At 62.6% G+C, this 15,775-nt stretch carries 12 protein-coding genes and 2 pseudogenes; 4 read left to right on the top strand and 10 right to left on the bottom strand.

Translation table 11 applies throughout. The features are described 5' to 3' along the window. Positions 1-15: 15 nt before the first annotated feature. Together hpaE and BKP54_RS24055 are read right to left on the bottom strand one after the other, a co-directional pair. A complete protein-coding gene (gene hpaE / locus BKP54_RS24060; protein WP_057225047.1) occupies positions 16-1,533 on the bottom strand; it encodes a 5-carboxymethyl-2-hydroxymuconate semialdehyde dehydrogenase in 1,518 nt (505 codons plus the stop codon). Positions 1,534-1,600: 67 nt separating this feature from the next. Continuing rightward, positions 1,601-1,993: a 5-carboxymethyl-2-hydroxymuconate Delta-isomerase gene (locus BKP54_RS24055; RefSeq protein WP_057225045.1), complete on the bottom strand. Its 393-nt coding sequence runs from the start codon at positions 1,991-1,993 to the stop codon at positions 1,601-1,603. 133 nt (positions 1,994-2,126) lie between these two features. Here BKP54_RS24055 and hpaR point away from each other — a divergent pair. Further along, positions 2,127-2,596 (top strand): annotated as a pseudogene (gene hpaR / locus BKP54_RS24050) (homoprotocatechuate degradation operon regulator HpaR). A gap of 17 nt (positions 2,597-2,613) precedes the next feature. Here the strand turns inward: hpaR and BKP54_RS24045 are convergent. The 6 genes and pseudogenes from BKP54_RS24045 to BKP54_RS24020 all read right to left on the bottom strand — a co-directional run bounded on the left by BKP54_RS24045 (position 2,614) and on the right by BKP54_RS24020 (position 8,975). After that, complete coding sequence (locus BKP54_RS24045) at positions 2,614-3,627, bottom strand: phosphotransferase (RefSeq protein ID WP_084815033.1); 1,014 nt, start codon at positions 3,625-3,627, stop codon at positions 2,614-2,616. 7 nt (positions 3,628-3,634) lie between these two features. Next, entirely contained in the window at positions 3,635-4,918 is a 1,284-nt protein-coding gene (locus BKP54_RS24040) for an aminotransferase class III-fold pyridoxal phosphate-dependent enzyme (protein WP_057225040.1), read from the bottom strand. 1 nt (position 4,919) lies between these two features. After that, positions 4,920-6,277: pseudogene (locus BKP54_RS24035) on the bottom strand (aspartate aminotransferase family protein). An 18-nt stretch (positions 6,278-6,295) separates the two neighbouring features. Further along, entirely contained in the window at positions 6,296-6,943 is a 648-nt protein-coding gene (locus BKP54_RS24030) for an HAD-IA family hydrolase (protein WP_057220701.1), read from the bottom strand. Further along, positions 6,940-8,193 (bottom strand): Tm-1-like ATP-binding domain-containing protein, encoded by a 1,254-nt coding sequence (locus BKP54_RS24025; RefSeq protein ID WP_084815032.1) that lies wholly within the window; start codon positions 8,191-8,193, stop codon positions 6,940-6,942. Before BKP54_RS24025 ends, BKP54_RS24030 begins: the two co-directional genes overlap by 4 nt. After that, a complete protein-coding gene (locus tag BKP54_RS24020; protein WP_057225033.1) occupies positions 8,193-8,975 on the bottom strand; it encodes an IclR family transcriptional regulator in 783 nt (260 codons plus the stop codon). Before BKP54_RS24020 ends, BKP54_RS24025 begins: the two co-directional genes overlap by 1 nt. Before the next feature lie 307 nt (positions 8,976-9,282). Between BKP54_RS24020 and BKP54_RS24015 the strand changes: the two genes are divergently transcribed. Beyond that, the gene (locus tag BKP54_RS24015; protein WP_057225031.1) at positions 9,283-10,734 is read left to right on the top strand and encodes an APC family permease; all 1,452 of its coding nucleotides are present in this window, start codon (positions 9,283-9,285) and stop codon (positions 10,732-10,734) included. Between the two features lie 59 nt (positions 10,735-10,793). Beyond that, a complete protein-coding gene (locus tag BKP54_RS24010) occupies positions 10,794-12,272 on the top strand; it encodes an aldehyde dehydrogenase (protein WP_057225029.1) in 1,479 nt (492 codons plus the stop codon). 77 nt (positions 12,273-12,349) lie between these two features. Here the strand turns inward: BKP54_RS24010 and BKP54_RS24005 are convergent, their stop codons facing one another. After that, a complete protein-coding gene (locus BKP54_RS24005; RefSeq protein ID WP_057225027.1) occupies positions 12,350-12,862 on the bottom strand; it encodes a flavin reductase in 513 nt (170 codons plus the stop codon). 10 nt (positions 12,863-12,872) lie between these two features. Next, complete coding sequence (locus tag BKP54_RS24000; RefSeq protein ID WP_057225025.1) at positions 12,873-14,435, bottom strand: 4-hydroxyphenylacetate 3-hydroxylase N-terminal domain-containing protein; 1,563 nt, start codon at positions 14,433-14,435, stop codon at positions 12,873-12,875. A gap of 95 nt (positions 14,436-14,530) precedes the next feature. On the opposite strand from BKP54_RS24000, the gene BKP54_RS23995 reads away from it, so the two are divergent. Continuing rightward, positions 14,531-15,412, top strand: coding sequence for a helix-turn-helix domain-containing protein (locus BKP54_RS23995; protein WP_057225023.1), 882 nt, complete (start codon positions 14,531-14,533; stop codon positions 15,410-15,412). The last annotated feature ends 363 nt before the right edge of the window (positions 15,413-15,775 follow it).

Here is a 15,775-nt window from a genome sequence, read left to right as displayed (position 1 = left end):
GTTCGTGTCTCGCGCTCAGCCGCCGAGCTTGGCGATCGCATGCGCCGAGCTGGCAAACGCGATGTTCTTGGTTTCCATGTAAAAGTCGAACGACCAGTCGCCGCCGTCGCGGCCGATGCCGGAGCTTTTGACGCCGCCAAAGGGCGTCGGCAGATGACGGACATTTTCGGAATTGACCCAAATCATCCCCGCCTCGAGATGATCGGTGAAGCGGAAGGCGCGCGTGATGTCGGAGGTCCAGAGGTAGCCGGTAAGGCCGTATTGAACGTCGTTGGCAAGCTCCAGCGCCTCCGCCTCGTCCTTGAAGGCAATGGCGGTCAGGACCGGCCCGAAGATCTCCTCCTGCGCGATCCGCATGGAATTGTTGGCGCCGGTAAAGAGCGTCGGCTGGACGTAGCAGCCGCCACCGGGGCCGTCGAACTTTGCACCGCCGGCAGCAACCGTCGCACCTTCTTCCTGGCCGATGCCGATGTATTCGAGCACCTTCTTTTCATGCTCCGGGTGGATCAGCGGCCCGACTACGGTTTCCGGATCGAGCGGATGACCGATCCTGATGCGCTTGGCCTTCTCGGCAACCAGCGCGGTAAAGCTGTTGTAGATGCTGTCTTCCACCAGCAGCCGAGAAGAGGAGGTGCAGCGTTCACCGTTCAGCGAATAGATCATGAAGACCGCGGCGTCAGCGGCGCGCTCCAGATCGGCGTCGGCAAAGACGACGACCGGGTTCTTGCCGCCGAGCTCGAAATGCACCCGCTTCAGCGTGTCGGCGCCCTGTTTCATGATCAGCGATCCCGTCCGGCTTTCGCCGACGAAGCCGATGGCCTTGATGGCAGGGTGCTCGGTCAGCGCCTTGCCGGCGTCCTCGCCAAAGCCGTTGACCAGGTTCCAGACACCCTTGGGTAGACCGGCTTCCTCGGCGATCTCGACGAGCAGGCGGGCCGTCAGCGGCGAGAACTCCGCCGGCTTGTGGACGATGGTGCAGCCGGCCGCGAGCGCGGGCGCTATCTTCCAAGTCGACAGCATGAACGGCGTGTTCCAGGGCGTGATGATGCCGACCGGGCCGATCGGTACGCGCGTGGTCATGTTGATCTGGTTGTCACCGCGTAGCACCTTGCCGTCGCGGGCCTCCGGTGCGCGATCGGCAAAGAAGCGAAAGTTCTCCGCACCACGCAGAGCGGCCTTGGCCATGAACTTGAGCGACTGCCCCGTGTCCATGCATTCGACGAAGGCAATCTCCTCGGCGCGCGCGACGATGGCATCGGCGATCTTGTGCAGAAGTTTTTTGCGCGTTTCGCCCGGCATGGCGGCCCAGGCTGGGAAGGCCTCCTTCGCGGCACGGGCAGCGCGGTCGATATCGGCTGCTTTGCCGCGTGAGACGGTTGCAAGCGGCTTGAGATCGACTGGCGAGATCGTCTCGAAGCTGTCGCCATCCAGCGCCGGCACGGCTTCGCCATTGATGTGGTTCAAGACGCCGTGCGTGCCGAAGCGGGCGAGATAGGCGTCCGCCTTCTTGAAGTTCTCGTCGAGTTTGGACATGTCATTCTCCAATCGTGGTGCGCTGCCGTTGTGCGGGCGCAGAAACTCTTGCCGACTTCTGCCGGGGTCAGTTGCCCTGCTTTCGAAGGCGCGGGTGGATCGCGTTCTTCTTCCAGCTGAGATCCGGGTCGATTTCGCGGATCTCCAGGCTGAGGGCGAAATGAGGTGTGTCGAAAAGGCTTGCGAGCTCTTGTGTGGCGGCATCGAAGATGGCCGTCCCGGTCGCCTGCTTTTCGGCGTCCGAGCGGCCCCAGCCGATTCGGAAGGACATGTCGATGAAACTGTTCTCAGGCAAGAGATCGGCAATCGCGTAGTCGGCACTGCGGATTGCGCGCACGCGAACGGCGCCGGTTTCAAAGAGACCGGTGCCGAGGATGGTCTTGTGGATCGTGCGGCACAGGCGGTCGAAGTCGACGCGCGCGTCGAGATTGGCGGAATGTTCGATCGTGAAGTGCGGCATTTCCTGTCCCCCGTGTCTCTCTGTTTATTAATTAACACGTTAACAATATGCCGTTCCGTGTCAAGCGACTTTCGCTGTCGCCCGAAGCTCGCCGGCAATTGCAGAAAGGTGAAAAATCGCCCATAGATCGCGCATGAGCCGTGCGAAAACCCCGATCGAGCTTGGGCCCGACGCCCTTCTTCCCCACAATACGCGTCGGTCGCTGCCGATCGCGCTTCTGCGCGCGCGCGAAGCGGTGATGGGGCATTTCCGACCGATGCTGGCGCGTCACGAAATCACCGAGCAGCAATGGCGCGTCATCCGGATCCTCGCAGAATCCGGCAAGGTCGACGCGTCCGAGATGGCCGACAAGGCCTTCATTTTGGCGCCGAGCCTCACGCGTATCATCGCTCGCTCGAGGAGCGCGGACTGATCACCAAGCACAAGGACGCCGACGACGGTCGTCGCGTGCTGCTCGAGATCGCGCCCGCGGGCATGCGCGTCATTGCCGATGTCAGCCCGGAAAGCCGGGCGATCTACGACCAGCTCGAAGCGCGTTACGGCCGCGAACGTGTTGAGGTGTTGCTCGACATGCTGGACGAGCTCGCAACGCTCGGCGATTGATAAGGCATCTGCATTCCTCATGCGAGGACCGGTAGCGCTTGCGCCAAGAGCAACGCCTCATCCGCGTAACGACGCACACGCGCCTCCGCGTCCGGAAGTTCCGGGCGCGCGGCAAACCAGCCGATATAGGTGAGGCTACGAAGCGCCATGAAGATCGGCAGCGCCGAAAGTGCCGGATCCGTCAATGGGCGCTTGCTTCTGTATCCTTCGATCAACGCCCTTTCGATCGCCTCGTAGGCCGGTTCATTGCGGTTCTTCAGGAGCGCCGTCGCGATATCGAACAGGCGAAAGCCGAAGCCCGCGTCGTCGAAATCGATGAACGCCACGCCGTCGTCACAAACCAGCACGTTCTCGCGCACGAGGTCGGCATGGACGAGGCCGTAGTCGAACTCGCCCGCAGGCACGTTTTCCAGAATGCTCCGAAGCCGATCGCGCAGAATGCCGAGCCCACACCTCTGCTCGACCGACAGGCCCTCGCAATCCCAGAAGCGGCCCCAGACCGGCCTTTCGCCAAGCAGGCCCGCGATGTCCCAGGCAGGACGTTTGAAGCCTGATGGCGCCGACCAGCGATCGGCAAGGTTGTGCATGTCGGCCATCATGGCCCCAAGCGCATGAAACAGGACGATCTGCCTCTCACCGCTATGCGCGAGCGGAACGCCGCTTTCACCGAACGGCGAGCCGTCCAGCCAGCTGACGATATCGGCATGCTGTGCGCCAAAATCATCGGTCGGGTCGAGATGCACGAGAAGACGGCCGTCCGGTGTCGCAATCGCGCTCGGCACCGTAAGGCCGCCGTCGCCCAAGGCTGTCATCCACTGCAGTTCGGAGCGCAGCGCGGCCTCGTCGTGATAACCCGGTCGGTGCAGTCTGAGCGCAGCCGGCTCGCCGTCGGCGAGGGTGACCCGGAAGACGGCGTTCTCCCGATATTTCAGCAGCTCGGGCCGCACGTCGGCAAGTCCCCAGTGGGTTATGGCCTCCAGTGCGCGGGCCTCGAGTGCTAGCAGCAGATGTTGTGGCAGATGCTCGGCCATGGCGCGTTCACAAGCCTGAAAGCACGTCGTCGAGGGTCGACAACATCAGGTCGGCGTTCTCCTTGGAGAACGGCATCGGCGGGCGGATCTTTGTCGCGCATTGATGGATGCCGAGCTTGCCCATCAGCACGCCACGCTCGCGCATGTCGTTGATGACCTTGGTGGCGAGTTCGGCGGCCGGCGTCTTGTTACCCCGGTCGAGCACGAGTTCCGCTCCGAAGAACAAGCCGCTGCCGCGCACGTCGCCGATGATGGCGTGCTTGTGCCTGAGCCGGTCGATGCCGGCCTTGGAATAGGCGCCGACCTCGCGGGCATTATCTACAAGCTTTTCATCCTCGATGACGTCGAGCACGGCCATTGCCGCGGCGCAGGACACCGGATTGCCGCCGAAGGTGTTGAAGTAGCGGAACGCCTTGCGGAACGCGTTCAGCGCATCGCTGCCGGCAACGACGCCGCCGATCGGATGGCCGTTGCCCATCGGCTTGCCTAGCGTGACGATGTCGGGGGTGATGCCGGCCTTCTGGTGGCCCCACATGTGCCCGCCCGTGCGGCCGAAACCGGGCTGGACCTCGTCGGCAATCACCACGCCGCCGGCTTTCCGCACGGCCGCAACGGTCCTGTCGAGGAAGCCCTCAGGTAGATCGGGGAAGCCCTCATTGGCGAAGAACGGGTCGATGATCAGCGCGGAAAAACCAAACGGGCTTTTCTGCAGCTCGGCGATCGCCTTTTCCACTTCGGCCGCAAACGCGATCGAAAAGGCTTCGCCGGAAACGCCGCCGAGTGGCCGGTAGCTATCCGGTGCCGGCACGTGGCGCACATGGCCGCCGGAGCCGCCGACCGGCGGCATCCGGGTGGAAAGCTGCGAAACGGAGGCAGTGTTGCCGTGATAGGTGTGATCGGTGGCGATGACCCCGGTTTTTCCGGTCACCGCCTGAGCCATGCGCAGGGCAATGTCGTTGGCCTCGCTGCCGGTGCAGGTCAGGATCGCTGTGTCTAGACTAGGATCGAACGTCGCGGTCAGTCGTTCGACATAGTCGAGGATACCCTCGTGCAGGTAGCGCGTGTGGGTGTTCAGCGTCGATGCCTGCCGGGTGATCGCTTCGACCACGCGGGGATGGCAATGGCCGACATGCGGCACATTGTTGTAGCAGTCGAGATAGCGTCTGCCGTCGGCGTCAAAGAGCCAGACGCCTTCTCCCCTGATGATATGGACCGGGTCGCTGTAAAACAGCGACATGTTCTTGCCGAGCAGCCGTTCGCGGCGTGCCAGCAGCGCTGCCGTGTCGCTCATGTCATTTGCCCCCGGCAGCACTCAGGCCGGCGTCGAGCGCCGAAAGAATGCGCGTGACATCCTCGGCAGTGATCACGAGTGGCGGCGACAGGATCACGTTCGGGCCGGAGGTGCGGACCATGACACCAGCCTCATAGGCTGCGTCCTGGACCTTCTGCACCACGTCCTTGGCAGCCGGCGATTTCTTTGCCTGGTCCGACACCAGTTCGAGCGCGCACATCAGGCCCTTGCCGCGCACATCGCCGATGAGGTCGTGGTTGGCCTTCAGAGCTTGCAGGCCGGCCATCAACTCCTCGCCGCGCGCGCCCGCATTGGCCGCCACATCAAGGCGTTTTGTTTCCTTGAGGGTTGCAAGGGCGGCAGCCGCACCGACCGGGTGACCGGAATAGGTGTAGCCATGGCCGATCGAACCGGCAGCCGTCCTGTTGGTCTCGAAAGCCTCGGCAACCTTGTCCGAGATCATCACCGCGCCGAAGGGATAATAACCGTTGGTGATGGCCTTGGCCGTCGACATCAGGTCCGGCTTGACACCCCAAAGACGCGAACCGGTCCAGGCGCCGGTGCGGCCGAAGGCGGTGATCACCTCGTCAGCAATCAGCAGGATGCCGTGGCGATCGCAGATCTCGCGCATTAGCGGCATGAAGGTTTCGTGCGGCACGATCACGCCGCCGGCACCGAGCACCGGCTCCATGATCAGCGCGGCGATGGTGTCGGCCCCCTGGAAGGCGATCTCGTCTTCGAAGAGGCGGGCAATGCCCCTGGCGATCTCGGCGCCGTCCGTCGTCGCGAACGGATTGCGGTAGGTATAGGGGGCGGGAAGGTGGAAGACGCCCGGCAGCAGCGGCTCGTAGTTGCGGCGGAAATTAGAGTTGCCATTGACCGACGCGCCGCCGAAATGCGTGCCGTGGTAGCCCTTCTTCAGCGCGACGAATTTGGTGCGCTCCGGCTGGCCGTTGAGCTTGTGGTACTGGCGGGCGAGGCGAAGGCAGGTCTCGACCGAGTCCGAGCGCCCGAGGTGAAGAACGAGCGGCTGAGGCCATCCTCCTTGAACCATTCGGCAAGTTCATAGGAAAGCTCGATCAGCGGCGAGTTGGTGGTGCCGCGGAAGGTCGAATAATAGGGCAGGTCGTCGAGCTGATCGCGGATCGCCTTCTTCACCGGCTCGCAGGAATAACCGAGATTGACGTTCCACAAGCCGCCGACCGCATCGAGTACCTTCTTGCCGTGGATGTCGACGATCTCCACGCCCTCGCCGGCATTGATGATGCGCGGCGGCGTCGCGTGCATTTCGGCGGGGTGTGCCATCGGATGCCACAGGTGGCGGGCGTTGTTCTCGATGAGGAAATTGGTTTCGCGCATGTCTTGCTCCTGGTCAGTTCAAATGCCGAGCATCCGGAGGGCTCTGGCGTAGCTTTCGGCGGGTCTGGTGACATCGAAGTGCACGTTGGGCAGGGACACTGCCTCGGCGCCCTCAATGTTCTTTTTCTGGTCGTCGACGAAGACGCAGGCCTCTCGCGGCAGGCCGAGCTCGGAAAGTGCGAGTTCGTAGGCCCGCGGGTCCGGTTTCAGGATGCCGGTGTAGGTGGCATCGACGATGACGTCGAAAAGCTGGATCAGCGGGAAGCGCTTGCGAAACTCGACCCCGTAGAAAAGATCGAGCTCGTTGGAAAGAATGGCGAGCCTGATACCGGCGTCCTTGGCCTGTAGGATCGCATCGCGCGCTTCCGGGCGCAGCACCAGTTCCGGCTCGGCGCCGCGCGCGCGCTGGACGAAGGTCTTCATATCCGTCCAGTCTTCACCGACGAGGTGCCCGACTTCGCGGGTGCGCTCCGTCCAATAGTCGCGCTCGGTGATCTCGCGCCTCTGCATCGACACCCAGAGTGGATCGGTGGCGGTGTCGAACGGCCCCCGCCAGGTCAGGCTGCCGGGGGCAAGGCCGAGCGCGCGCTCGGTGACATCGTGGGTTTCAAACAGCGTGCGTGTAACGACGCCGCCGAAGTCGAGGATGAGAGCGCGATCCGTCACGGGCGGCCTCCCGGGATCACGCCGCGGGCGATCCAGTCGTCGAAGATGGCGAGCGCCTTTGCCGAAAACTCCGGTGCGTTGATGTGGCTGTCGATTTCATGAAGGCTGACGGAGGAGGGGACGGCGCGGCGCATCTCGTCGATGAAGGCGTCGAGCGCTTCAGGTTCGTGCAGCGGTTCCACCGGCTTGTCCCATTCCTGGATGCCCTTGAGCGGCAGGATGAAGGCGACTTCGGCGCTGGTCACGGCGAGCTTGCCGCCGATGATGCGGGCGATCTCGCGCCGGCCTTCTGGCGATGTCGTCACCGAGCCCAGCAGCCGGTTGTGGGCATGATAGGGCCGGCCAGCTAAGGCTGCGGGCAATGCCTGCCAGGCGGGCAGGTCGACCATATCGACTGCTCCCGGTGCTACAAGCTGCGGAATTCCGGCGCGTCCGGCATTTTCCAGCCGATCTGGCCCTGACGTGACGACGGTGCCGTGATGATGGTTGCTGACTTCCTGGATGCAGAAGTCGAAGACGGCGGTAAAGCCGTTCTGTGCGGCAATCGCCTCGAAGGCGCGGCCGCCCATGCCGGTCGCATGAAACACTGCGACGTCATAGCCGCGGCGCTCAAGTTCGGGCTTCAGGTATTTCATGTATTTGAGGCAGCTCGATCCGAGCGAGGTCATGCCGATGAGCGGCCGCTCCTTGTCCGGTTTGGTGCCGAAGCGCGCCGCCCCGACGACGGCGCCACAGGCTTGCGAAAGCACCGACCGGCAAATGCCGTTGAGGCCGTAAAGTCCGCCCGCCCACAGGATCATCATCAGATCGGGCGCGATGCGTTCCGGCGGCAGCAGGTGCGAATAGGCGATCGTCGAGACGACGAACTTCGGCACGCCGAGCGGCAGGGCTGCAGCGACGTCGAGTGCCAGGTCCGTGCCCATCGAACCGCCGAGAATGATGACGCCATCGGCCTGGCCCGCATCGTAGAGGCTGCGGGTGAGGGCCGCCGCACCCTTGGCCATCAACTCCATCGCACTGTTTTCGTCGCCGCTTGCGGCAATCGCTACGATCGACGTGCCTGCCGCCTTGGCGATATCGTGACGGGAATATTCCGGCGCATAGGGCGGATCACCGAGAACGCTGACGTCGATCATCACAGGCAGGCCACCGGCCTCGCGAATGACGGATGCCATGAATTGAAGCTCTTCGCATTTGGTGTCTCCCGTCCCAACGACAAGGATGTTGGGTAGACGGTTCATCGCATTCATCAGCCGGCCCTCCTTGCCAGCGGATTGGCAGGCACCTGCTCCAACCCAAAGAATTTCTCCGAAATGCGTTTCGCGATCGCCGCCGTTGCCGGTCCGAGTTGCTCGATCGTGTCGGCATTGGCGCGCACCTGCGGGGCTGCAACGGCGATCGCGCCGATCGGCACGCTGTCCGGCGCACGGATCGGGGCGGCGACACTGATGACGCCGCTTTCGAGCCCCTGCTGGCTGATCGAATAGCCGCGGTGGGCGGTCTCTACGAGCAGGCGGCGAAGTTCTGTTTTCGACGTGATCGTGTACTCGGTGAAGGCTTCAAGGGGCATGGACAGTGCATCTTCGATCTGCCTTGCCGGGCAGAAGGCGAGGAAGGCGTGGCCGGATGCGGTCGCATGGAAGGGCAACGCGCTGCCGATGTCGACGATGACCCGATGGGCGCGCGGCGAATCTTCCACGTGAACGGTCGAAAGCCGGTCGGCGACGAATTCCGAGAGATGCACGGTCTCGCCTGATGTGCTGGCAAGCTCTTTTACGAATGGAATGGCGAGCGTGAGAAAGGGGAACCGTGCTTCCCGGATGCGGGCAAGCCGGACCGGCGCGCCGCCGATGCGGTAGCGCTTGGTATCCGGATCCTGTTCGACGAAACCGTGTTTTTCAAGCTCGACGAGAAAGCGTCGCGCCGTCGCCTTGTCGAGCACGCAATGCCTGGCGATGTCGCTCAAGCCCACTTCCCTGTCCAGTCGCGAGATCGCGTCCAACAGGGTCAGTGCCTTACCGATGGTGCTCATCCAGTCCTCCGTCGTTGAGCGCCGCCGTCAGTGATCCCGATGCCTGTTCCCTTGATTCCCAGGCGGTTTGGTCGCCCGTATCGCGTTTTTATCCGGCCGAGATACTTAACATGCGAAATAACTTGACAGGTCGCCGTGGCATTTGCAAGTCTATATTTGAAGCAACGGTTTGAATATTGAACCGATTATTGCGCGCGGCCAAGAACAAAAAGCAACATGGTCAGCAGCAGCTTCGCGGAGGATGCCTTTGGAGAGATGGACCTGAGGCGAAGGCAAATAGTGCCAAGAAAAGGGGAGCTAAGAAGCTATGGACAATCAATCGTCGCCCGCAACCGGCGCCAACCAGCTGCGCAGGAATGCGCTCGGAGTCGGTGCCGTCACATTTCTCGTGGTATCGGCCGCCGCGCCGTTGACGGCGGTCGCCGGCGGTGTGCCGCTGGCAATGCTGCTCGGCAACGGCGCCGGCATTCCCGGCACGTTTCTGCTGGTCACGCTGATCCTTCTGATGTTTTCGATCGGCTACGTCGCCATGGCGCGGCATATCCGCAACGCCGGCGCCTTCTACGCCTATACCGCGCAGGGGCTCGGCGGGTTGATGGGCGGTGCCGCCGCGATGATCGCGATCCTTGCCTATAACGCGATGCAGATCGGCGTCTTCGGCCTGTTCGGCGCGGCGACCGCCGGCCTCTTTGCCGGGCTCGGCCTCGACCTGCCCTGGTGGGTCTGGACCTTCATCGGCATCGCGATTGTCGGCGTTCTCGGCTACCGCCGCGTCGACCTGTCAGCGAAAGTGCTGACGGTGCTCGTCATTCTCGAATATCTCGTCGTGCTGGTCATCGACGTTGCGATCATCGCCAAGGGCGGCGACAGCGGCCTGACGATGACGTCCTTCGCGCCTTCGGCCCTGATGTCCGGCTCGCCGTCGATCGGCATCCTGTTCTGCTTTGCAGCCTTCATCGGCTTCGAGGCGACGACGATCTACAGCGAGGAAGCCCGCGATCCGCACAGGACCGTGCCGCGCGCGACCTATATTTCCGTGCTGATTATCGGCGTTTTCTACATGCTGACATCCTGGCTGATGGTGAATGCGGCCGGTGCAGACAAGCTGGTGCCGGAACTGCAGGGCCTTGCCGATCCGACCACCTTCCTCTTCGGTCTCGCCGAGCGCTATGCCGGAGGCTGGCTGCCGCCGATCATGAATGTACTCTTCGTCACCAGCCTGTTTGCCGGCGTGTTGGCGTTTCACAATGGTGTCGCCCGCTATCTCTACGTCGCTGGCCGCGAGCGCCTGTTGCCGGCTTCGATCGGCGTCACCCATCCGGTCTACCATAGCCCGCACGCCGGCTCGGTCATCCAGACGATTACAGCTGTGCTTGTCGTTGCGCTGTTTGCGGCAACCGGACAGGATCCGGTGCTGGCGCTGTTTTCCTGGCTGACCAATGTCGGCACGCTGGCCGTGATGGTGCTGATGGCGTTTACCGCCTTTGCCATCGTCGCTTTCTTCAATCGCAATCCGGGATTGGAATCGAATGCGCTGGTGACCAAGATCATCCCGGTCATCACAGGCATCATCCTGATTGCAGTGATCATCGCCATTGCGATCAACTTCGGCGACCTCGCCGGCGCCACCGGTCTGCTTGCGGTCTTCCTGCCCGGACTTGTCGTTATCGCTGGCGTCATCGGGCTTGGCTTGGCGGCGATGCTCAAATCGGGCCGTCCGCTCGAATTTGCCCGGCTTGGCGCCGGCCAGGAGATCTGATCCGATAGGGGCGGCCGAGCAATCGGCCGCTCTTCTGCCTGACACATGGAACGGAAAACATGCAGGAAAAAATCGACCAGTTGCGCCGCAATGTGGTGCCGCCGCAAAAGCTCTTCATCGGCGGCAACTGGCGCGGCGCCCAGTCCGGCAGGATGCTGGATGTCATTTCCCCGATCGATGGCACGCGCCTCACGACCATCGCCGATGCTGATGTCGACGACGTCGATGCCGCTGCGCGTGCCGCCCGGGCGGCCTTTGAGAAGGGCACATGGTCGAGGGCTGCACCGGCGGAGCGCAAGAAGGTGCTTCTGCGCATAGCCGAACTCATCGAGAAAAATGCTCTCGAACTTGCCGTTCTCGGCGTACGTGACAATGGCACCGAAATTTCGATGGCGCTGAAGGCTGAGCCAGGCAGCGCCGCCGGTACCTTTCGCTACTACGGCGAGGCGATCGACAAGGTCTACGGCGAGATCGCGCCGACCGCTGACAACGTGCTCGGGCTCGTTCTTCGCGAACCCGTCGGTGTTGTCGCCGCTATCGTTCCCTGGAACTTTCCGCTGATGATCGGCGCCTGGAAGATCGCGCCGGCGCTCGCGGCCGGCAATTCGGTCATTCTGAAGCCTGCAGAGGGCGCGTCACTGACCTTGCTGCGGCTCGCCGAACTTTGCGCCGAAGCCGGCCTGCCTGAGGGCGTGTTGAATGTCGTGACGGGCAGGGGGGCGGTCACCGGCGAGGCGATCGGTCTCCATGCGGATATCGACGTGCTCGCCTTTACCGGCTCGGGCGGCGTCGGCCGGCGACTGCTTGAATATTCGGCGCGCTCCAACCTCAAGCGCGTCTATTTGGAGCTAGGCGGCAAGTCGCCCAACATCGTCTTTGCCGATGCCCCGGATCTCGATCAGGCGGCGAAAATCTCAGCCTATGGTATCTTCCGCAACTCCGGCCAGGTCTGCGTTGCCGGCTCGCGCCTGCTGGTGGAGCGATCGATCCACGAGGCCTTTACCGAGAAGGTTGCGGCGATCGCAGCAAACATGAAGGTCGGCGATCCGCTACTGCTGACAACCGAGGCCGGTGCGATCTCCAGCGAAATCCAGCTTAAGAAGAATCTCGGTTTCGCCGAGCAAGCGATAGCCGAGGGCGCGCGGCTGAGGGCCGGCGGCAAGCGTATCCTCGAGGAAACGGGCGGCTTCTACATGCGGCCGACGATTTTTGACGTCGATCCGGGCATGACGCTCGCCAGAGAAGAAGTCTTTGGGCCGATCCTCTCGATCATCCCCTTCGACGATGAAGCCGACGCGCTCCGCATCGCCAATGGCACCGAATACGGGCTTGCGGCGGCCGTCTGGACCGCGAACCTGTCGCGGGCGCATCGCATTGTGCGCTCTATTCGGGCCGGCGTCGTGCACGTCAACACCTATGGCGGCGCCGACAATACGGTGCCGCTTGGCGGAGTGAAGCAGTCGGGCAATGGCCACGACAAGTCACTGCACGCGCTCGACAAATACACCGACCTCAAGACCGCCTGGATCCAGCTCTGAGGGCAGCGAATAATCGCCACCAAACGAAACGGGCCGGAGTTGAACACCGGCCCGTTTCGTTTTTGTATTTCGGTATTCTACCCGCCGAAACTGCCGAGCTGTGTTGGCACGTGCACGTAGTTGCGATCGAAGTAGAGGAGCGCGTTGCCGTCGCTACGCGATCTTATGCCGACGACGCGGCCGATCAGGATGTGGTGGGTGCCGAGCAATCTTGCTTCCGCCAGTTCGCAATCGAGCGAGACGATCGCATCCTTCACAGCGAGACTTCCCGACTGCATCTCGACCCAGTCGGCGGCGGCATAGCGGGTTGCCATGTCCTTGGTGGCGCCGGCGAAATGGCCGGCGAGCTCGGTGTGGTCGTGGCTGAGCACGTTAACGCAGAAGCGCCGGTTGTCGATGAACAGGCCGCATTGCGTCGAGTTCCGGTTCATGCAGACGAGCAGGCTCGGCGGGTCGTCGGTCACCGAGCACATCGCCGTTGCAGTGAACCCGCCGCGCCCGGCGGGTCCATTGGTGGTGACGACATTGACGGGCGCACAGACCCGCGCCATCGCGTTGCGGAATTCGGTCTTGGAGATAGCCGTTTCCATGGCAATCGCCTCACTCGGCCGCATTGCGGATCGGCGCCTCGGCGCCAATTGGCGGCAGCCAGGTGTCGCCGGTCCAGCCATGCTGGTCGTAGTCGCTCATACAGGTGTCGACGAGGGCTTCCATCTCTTTCAGACGCCCGCCGCGCTCGGCGCCCTTCAGCACCTGCAGGCGGACTTCTTCAGGCGCGCCGGCATAGTTGAGTTCATAGAGCGCATGGCGCCCGCCGAACTCGGTGCCGGTCGCGTCCCACAGCAGCTTCATGATCTTGATGCGCTCGATATGCCCCATGTCGTTGGAGCCGCGGACATATTGCGCGAGGTAGCGATCGATCTCGCCATTGCCGAAATCCCTGACCGAGGACGGCAGGTAGATGAGGCCGGACGCGATAACCCGGCGAATGGTGTCGACCACTCGCGGATAGGCTTCCGACATGAACGTTCGGTAAGAGAGTGCGGCTTCGAGATTGGGCAGAACGGCGCCATCCGCCCACGGGATGGGGTTGTAGGCCATGGCATTGGAAAAGCTCCAGAACATGTGCCGAAGCGCGATGACCTCGCCAAGGGCTGCCTGGTTGCCGCGAAACGCGTCGCCGCCGGTTGCCCGCAGCGCTTTGGCCAGCAGGCCGGCGAGGAAGTCGAGCTTGACGGCAAAGCGGGTGCAACCCTGGAAGCAGTAGCCGTGCATGAAGCCCGATGCCGGATGAAACGAAAGGATCTTGGCGGCATCGCGCAGCACGAGCACGTCCTCCCAGGGCACGAACACATTGTCGAGCACCAGGATGGCATCGTTCTCGTCGAAGCGCGACGACAGCGGATAGTCGAAGGGATGGCCGACAGTGTTGGCCGTCTGCTCGTAGGAGACGCGGCAGAACATCTTGATTCCAGGCGCATTCATCGGGACGATGAACATCACCGAGAGCGACGGATCCTCGGTCACTGTTGCCGAGCTCTGGGCAAGGAAATTATAGTGCGTCAGCGCCGACGACGTCGCCACCACCTTGGCGCCGGAGACATAGATGCCGGCATCGGTTTCCTTGGTGATATGAACGAACACGTCTTTCACCGCATCGGCAGGTTTATGCCGGTCGATCGGCGGGTTGACGATCGCGTGGTTCATGAACAGCGCCGCCTCCTGGGCGCGCTTGTGCCAGGCGAGCGCATTGTCCTTGAACGGGCCGTACCAGGAGGCGTTGGCGCCAAGCGTGTTCATCAACGCCGCCTTGTAGTCGGCCGTGCGTCCCATCCAGCCGTAGGACATGCGCGCCCATTCGGCGATGGCGCCCTGCTGGGCAACGAGGTCGGCAGACGATCGGGCGACGCGGAAATATTTGTGAGTGTAGCCGCCGGAGCCGGTGTCAGTGGGGGCGGTCAGGGTCTTTTTCCTCGCCGGGTCGTGCAGCGCATCGTAGAGCCTTGCCAGCGAGCGGGCCGAATTGCGCATGGCGGGGTGGGTGGTCACATCCGCGATGCGCTCGCCGTTGATATAGACCTCGCGGCCATCACGCAGGCTTTCGAGATATTCGGCCCCGGTAAACGGGCGCGCCTTGTCGGCGCGAAAATCCTCAGCTCTCATGGTTCTCCTCCTTGAGTTTCGTCAAGACTAGGCATTGATTGTCGAGGCAGCCATGGACAGAATGCCAAAATGACTTGCACTTTTTCGGGTGGTTGATGGCCGACATCATTCCAAGCTTCTTTGTCTACGGCGAACCGGAACAACAGCTCGAACCGGGGTTCTTCCACGTCGAAACGGTGATGGCTCGGCGTGGACTGCATCAAGGACAGGTCAGGGCCCATAAGCATGATCAACTTGCCCAGGTGACCTACTGGTTTCGCGGACGTGGGTCGTATTTCATCGAAGACAAGGTTTTGGACTTTTCCGCGCCAGCCGTCAGCTTCGTGCCAAGCGGTATCGTGCACGGTTTCTCCGTCGAACCGCTGGAAAGCGATGCTTTCGTAATATCGATCGCCGACGGCTTGATGCTGTCCGCCCGGGAGAGAACAGTCCTGGCGCTCGATGCGCCGATCATGGTTGCCGGCGCCCGGGACGACCGGCAGTGGCAGCGCCTATCGTCATTGATGGACATGATCGCAGAGGAGTACGGCACGGGAGCTTTCGGTACCCAGTCGATGATGGCATCGCTGGTATCGGCGATCCTGACGCAGATCGCGCGCCTTGCCACCGCCGCGCCATCGCCGTCGCAGTCCCCCGATATGATGCTCGCAACACAGTTGCGGCGCATGATCGATGCGCATTTTCGCGAGAACTGGACGGTTGGGCGCTATACGAGTGCTCTTGCGACCACCCCGCACCTGCTTGCCAAGGCCAGCAATGCCGCGTTCGGGATGCAGGTGAAGGAACTGATCAATGAGCGCCGGCTGCTGGAAGCCAAACGTCTGTTGCTTTTCACCGTTCGATCACTGGAAGATATAGCCTACGAGATCGGACTGAAGGATGCCGCCTACTTCTCCCGTTTCTTCCGCTTGCGTACCGGCATGGCGCCAAGCGACTGGCGACGGCTCAAGCTGGCGGACGCGATGGTGCCATCCTGATTACGACTTTGCCTATCTGTCCCGACAATGCGTTCATCCATGCTTCATTACGGACCGCCGAGTGGAAGAAATCCCGATCGGATCCGGCCCGACAAAGTGTCTTTGCCGTGCCGATCAAACAATTTCCGGGATAATCATGATTGGGCCTTGAAAACCCTGAGCCACTGACTATCTAGGGCATCACTACCCGTATCGATGGCGTCCTGCAGCGGCTAAGCCCGCGCGTTTGACGTTGTCCGGGTCAAGAAAAGGCGCTCCCCGTCAAGGGTCGAGCGCCTTTTCTATTTCGGGGCTCTCCCGCATCGGGCGGCGGCGGGCCTGCCGTTCGTCAGCTTGCAGGTGCTGTGGTCACGAGACGTCTGC

The sequence above is a fragment of the Ensifer sp. 1H6 genome (assembly GCF_001976035.1).
GTDB lineage: Bacteria > Pseudomonadota > Alphaproteobacteria > Rhizobiales > Rhizobiaceae > Ensifer > Ensifer canadensis.
Note: the sequence above shows the minus strand (reverse complement) of the source record. Positions and strands in the feature narration are given on the sequence as shown.

Excerpts from the sequence above, each read along its gene's own strand:
- hpaE (WP_057225047.1), bottom strand. The coding sequence starts at position 1,533 with ATGTCCAAACTCGACGAGAACTTCAAGAAGGCGGACGCCTATCTCGCC.
- BKP54_RS24055 (WP_057225045.1), bottom strand. The coding sequence starts at position 1,993 with ATGCCGCACTTCACGATCGAACATTCCGCCAATCTCGACGCGCGCGTC.
- BKP54_RS24045 (WP_084815033.1), bottom strand. The coding sequence starts at position 3,627 with ATGGCCGAGCATCTGCCACAACATCTGCTGCTAGCACTCGAGGCCCGC.
- BKP54_RS24040 (WP_057225040.1), bottom strand. The coding sequence starts at position 4,918 with ATGAGCGACACGGCAGCGCTGCTGGCACGCCGCGAACGGCTGCTCGGC.
- BKP54_RS24025 (WP_084815032.1), bottom strand. The coding sequence starts at position 8,193 with ATGAATGCGATGAACCGTCTACCCAACATCCTTGTCGTTGGGACGGGA.
- BKP54_RS24020 (WP_057225033.1), bottom strand. The coding sequence starts at position 8,975 with ATGAGCACCATCGGTAAGGCACTGACCCTGTTGGACGCGATCTCGCGA.
- BKP54_RS24015 (WP_057225031.1), top strand. The coding sequence starts at position 9,283 with ATGGACAATCAATCGTCGCCCGCAACCGGCGCCAACCAGCTGCGCAGG.
- BKP54_RS24010 (WP_057225029.1), top strand. The coding sequence starts at position 10,794 with ATGCAGGAAAAAATCGACCAGTTGCGCCGCAATGTGGTGCCGCCGCAA.
- BKP54_RS24005 (WP_057225027.1), bottom strand. The coding sequence starts at position 12,862 with ATGGAAACGGCTATCTCCAAGACCGAATTCCGCAACGCGATGGCGCGG.
- BKP54_RS24000 (WP_057225025.1), bottom strand. The coding sequence starts at position 14,435 with ATGAGAGCTGAGGATTTTCGCGCCGACAAGGCGCGCCCGTTTACCGGG.
- BKP54_RS23995 (WP_057225023.1), top strand. The coding sequence starts at position 14,531 with ATGGCCGACATCATTCCAAGCTTCTTTGTCTACGGCGAACCGGAACAA.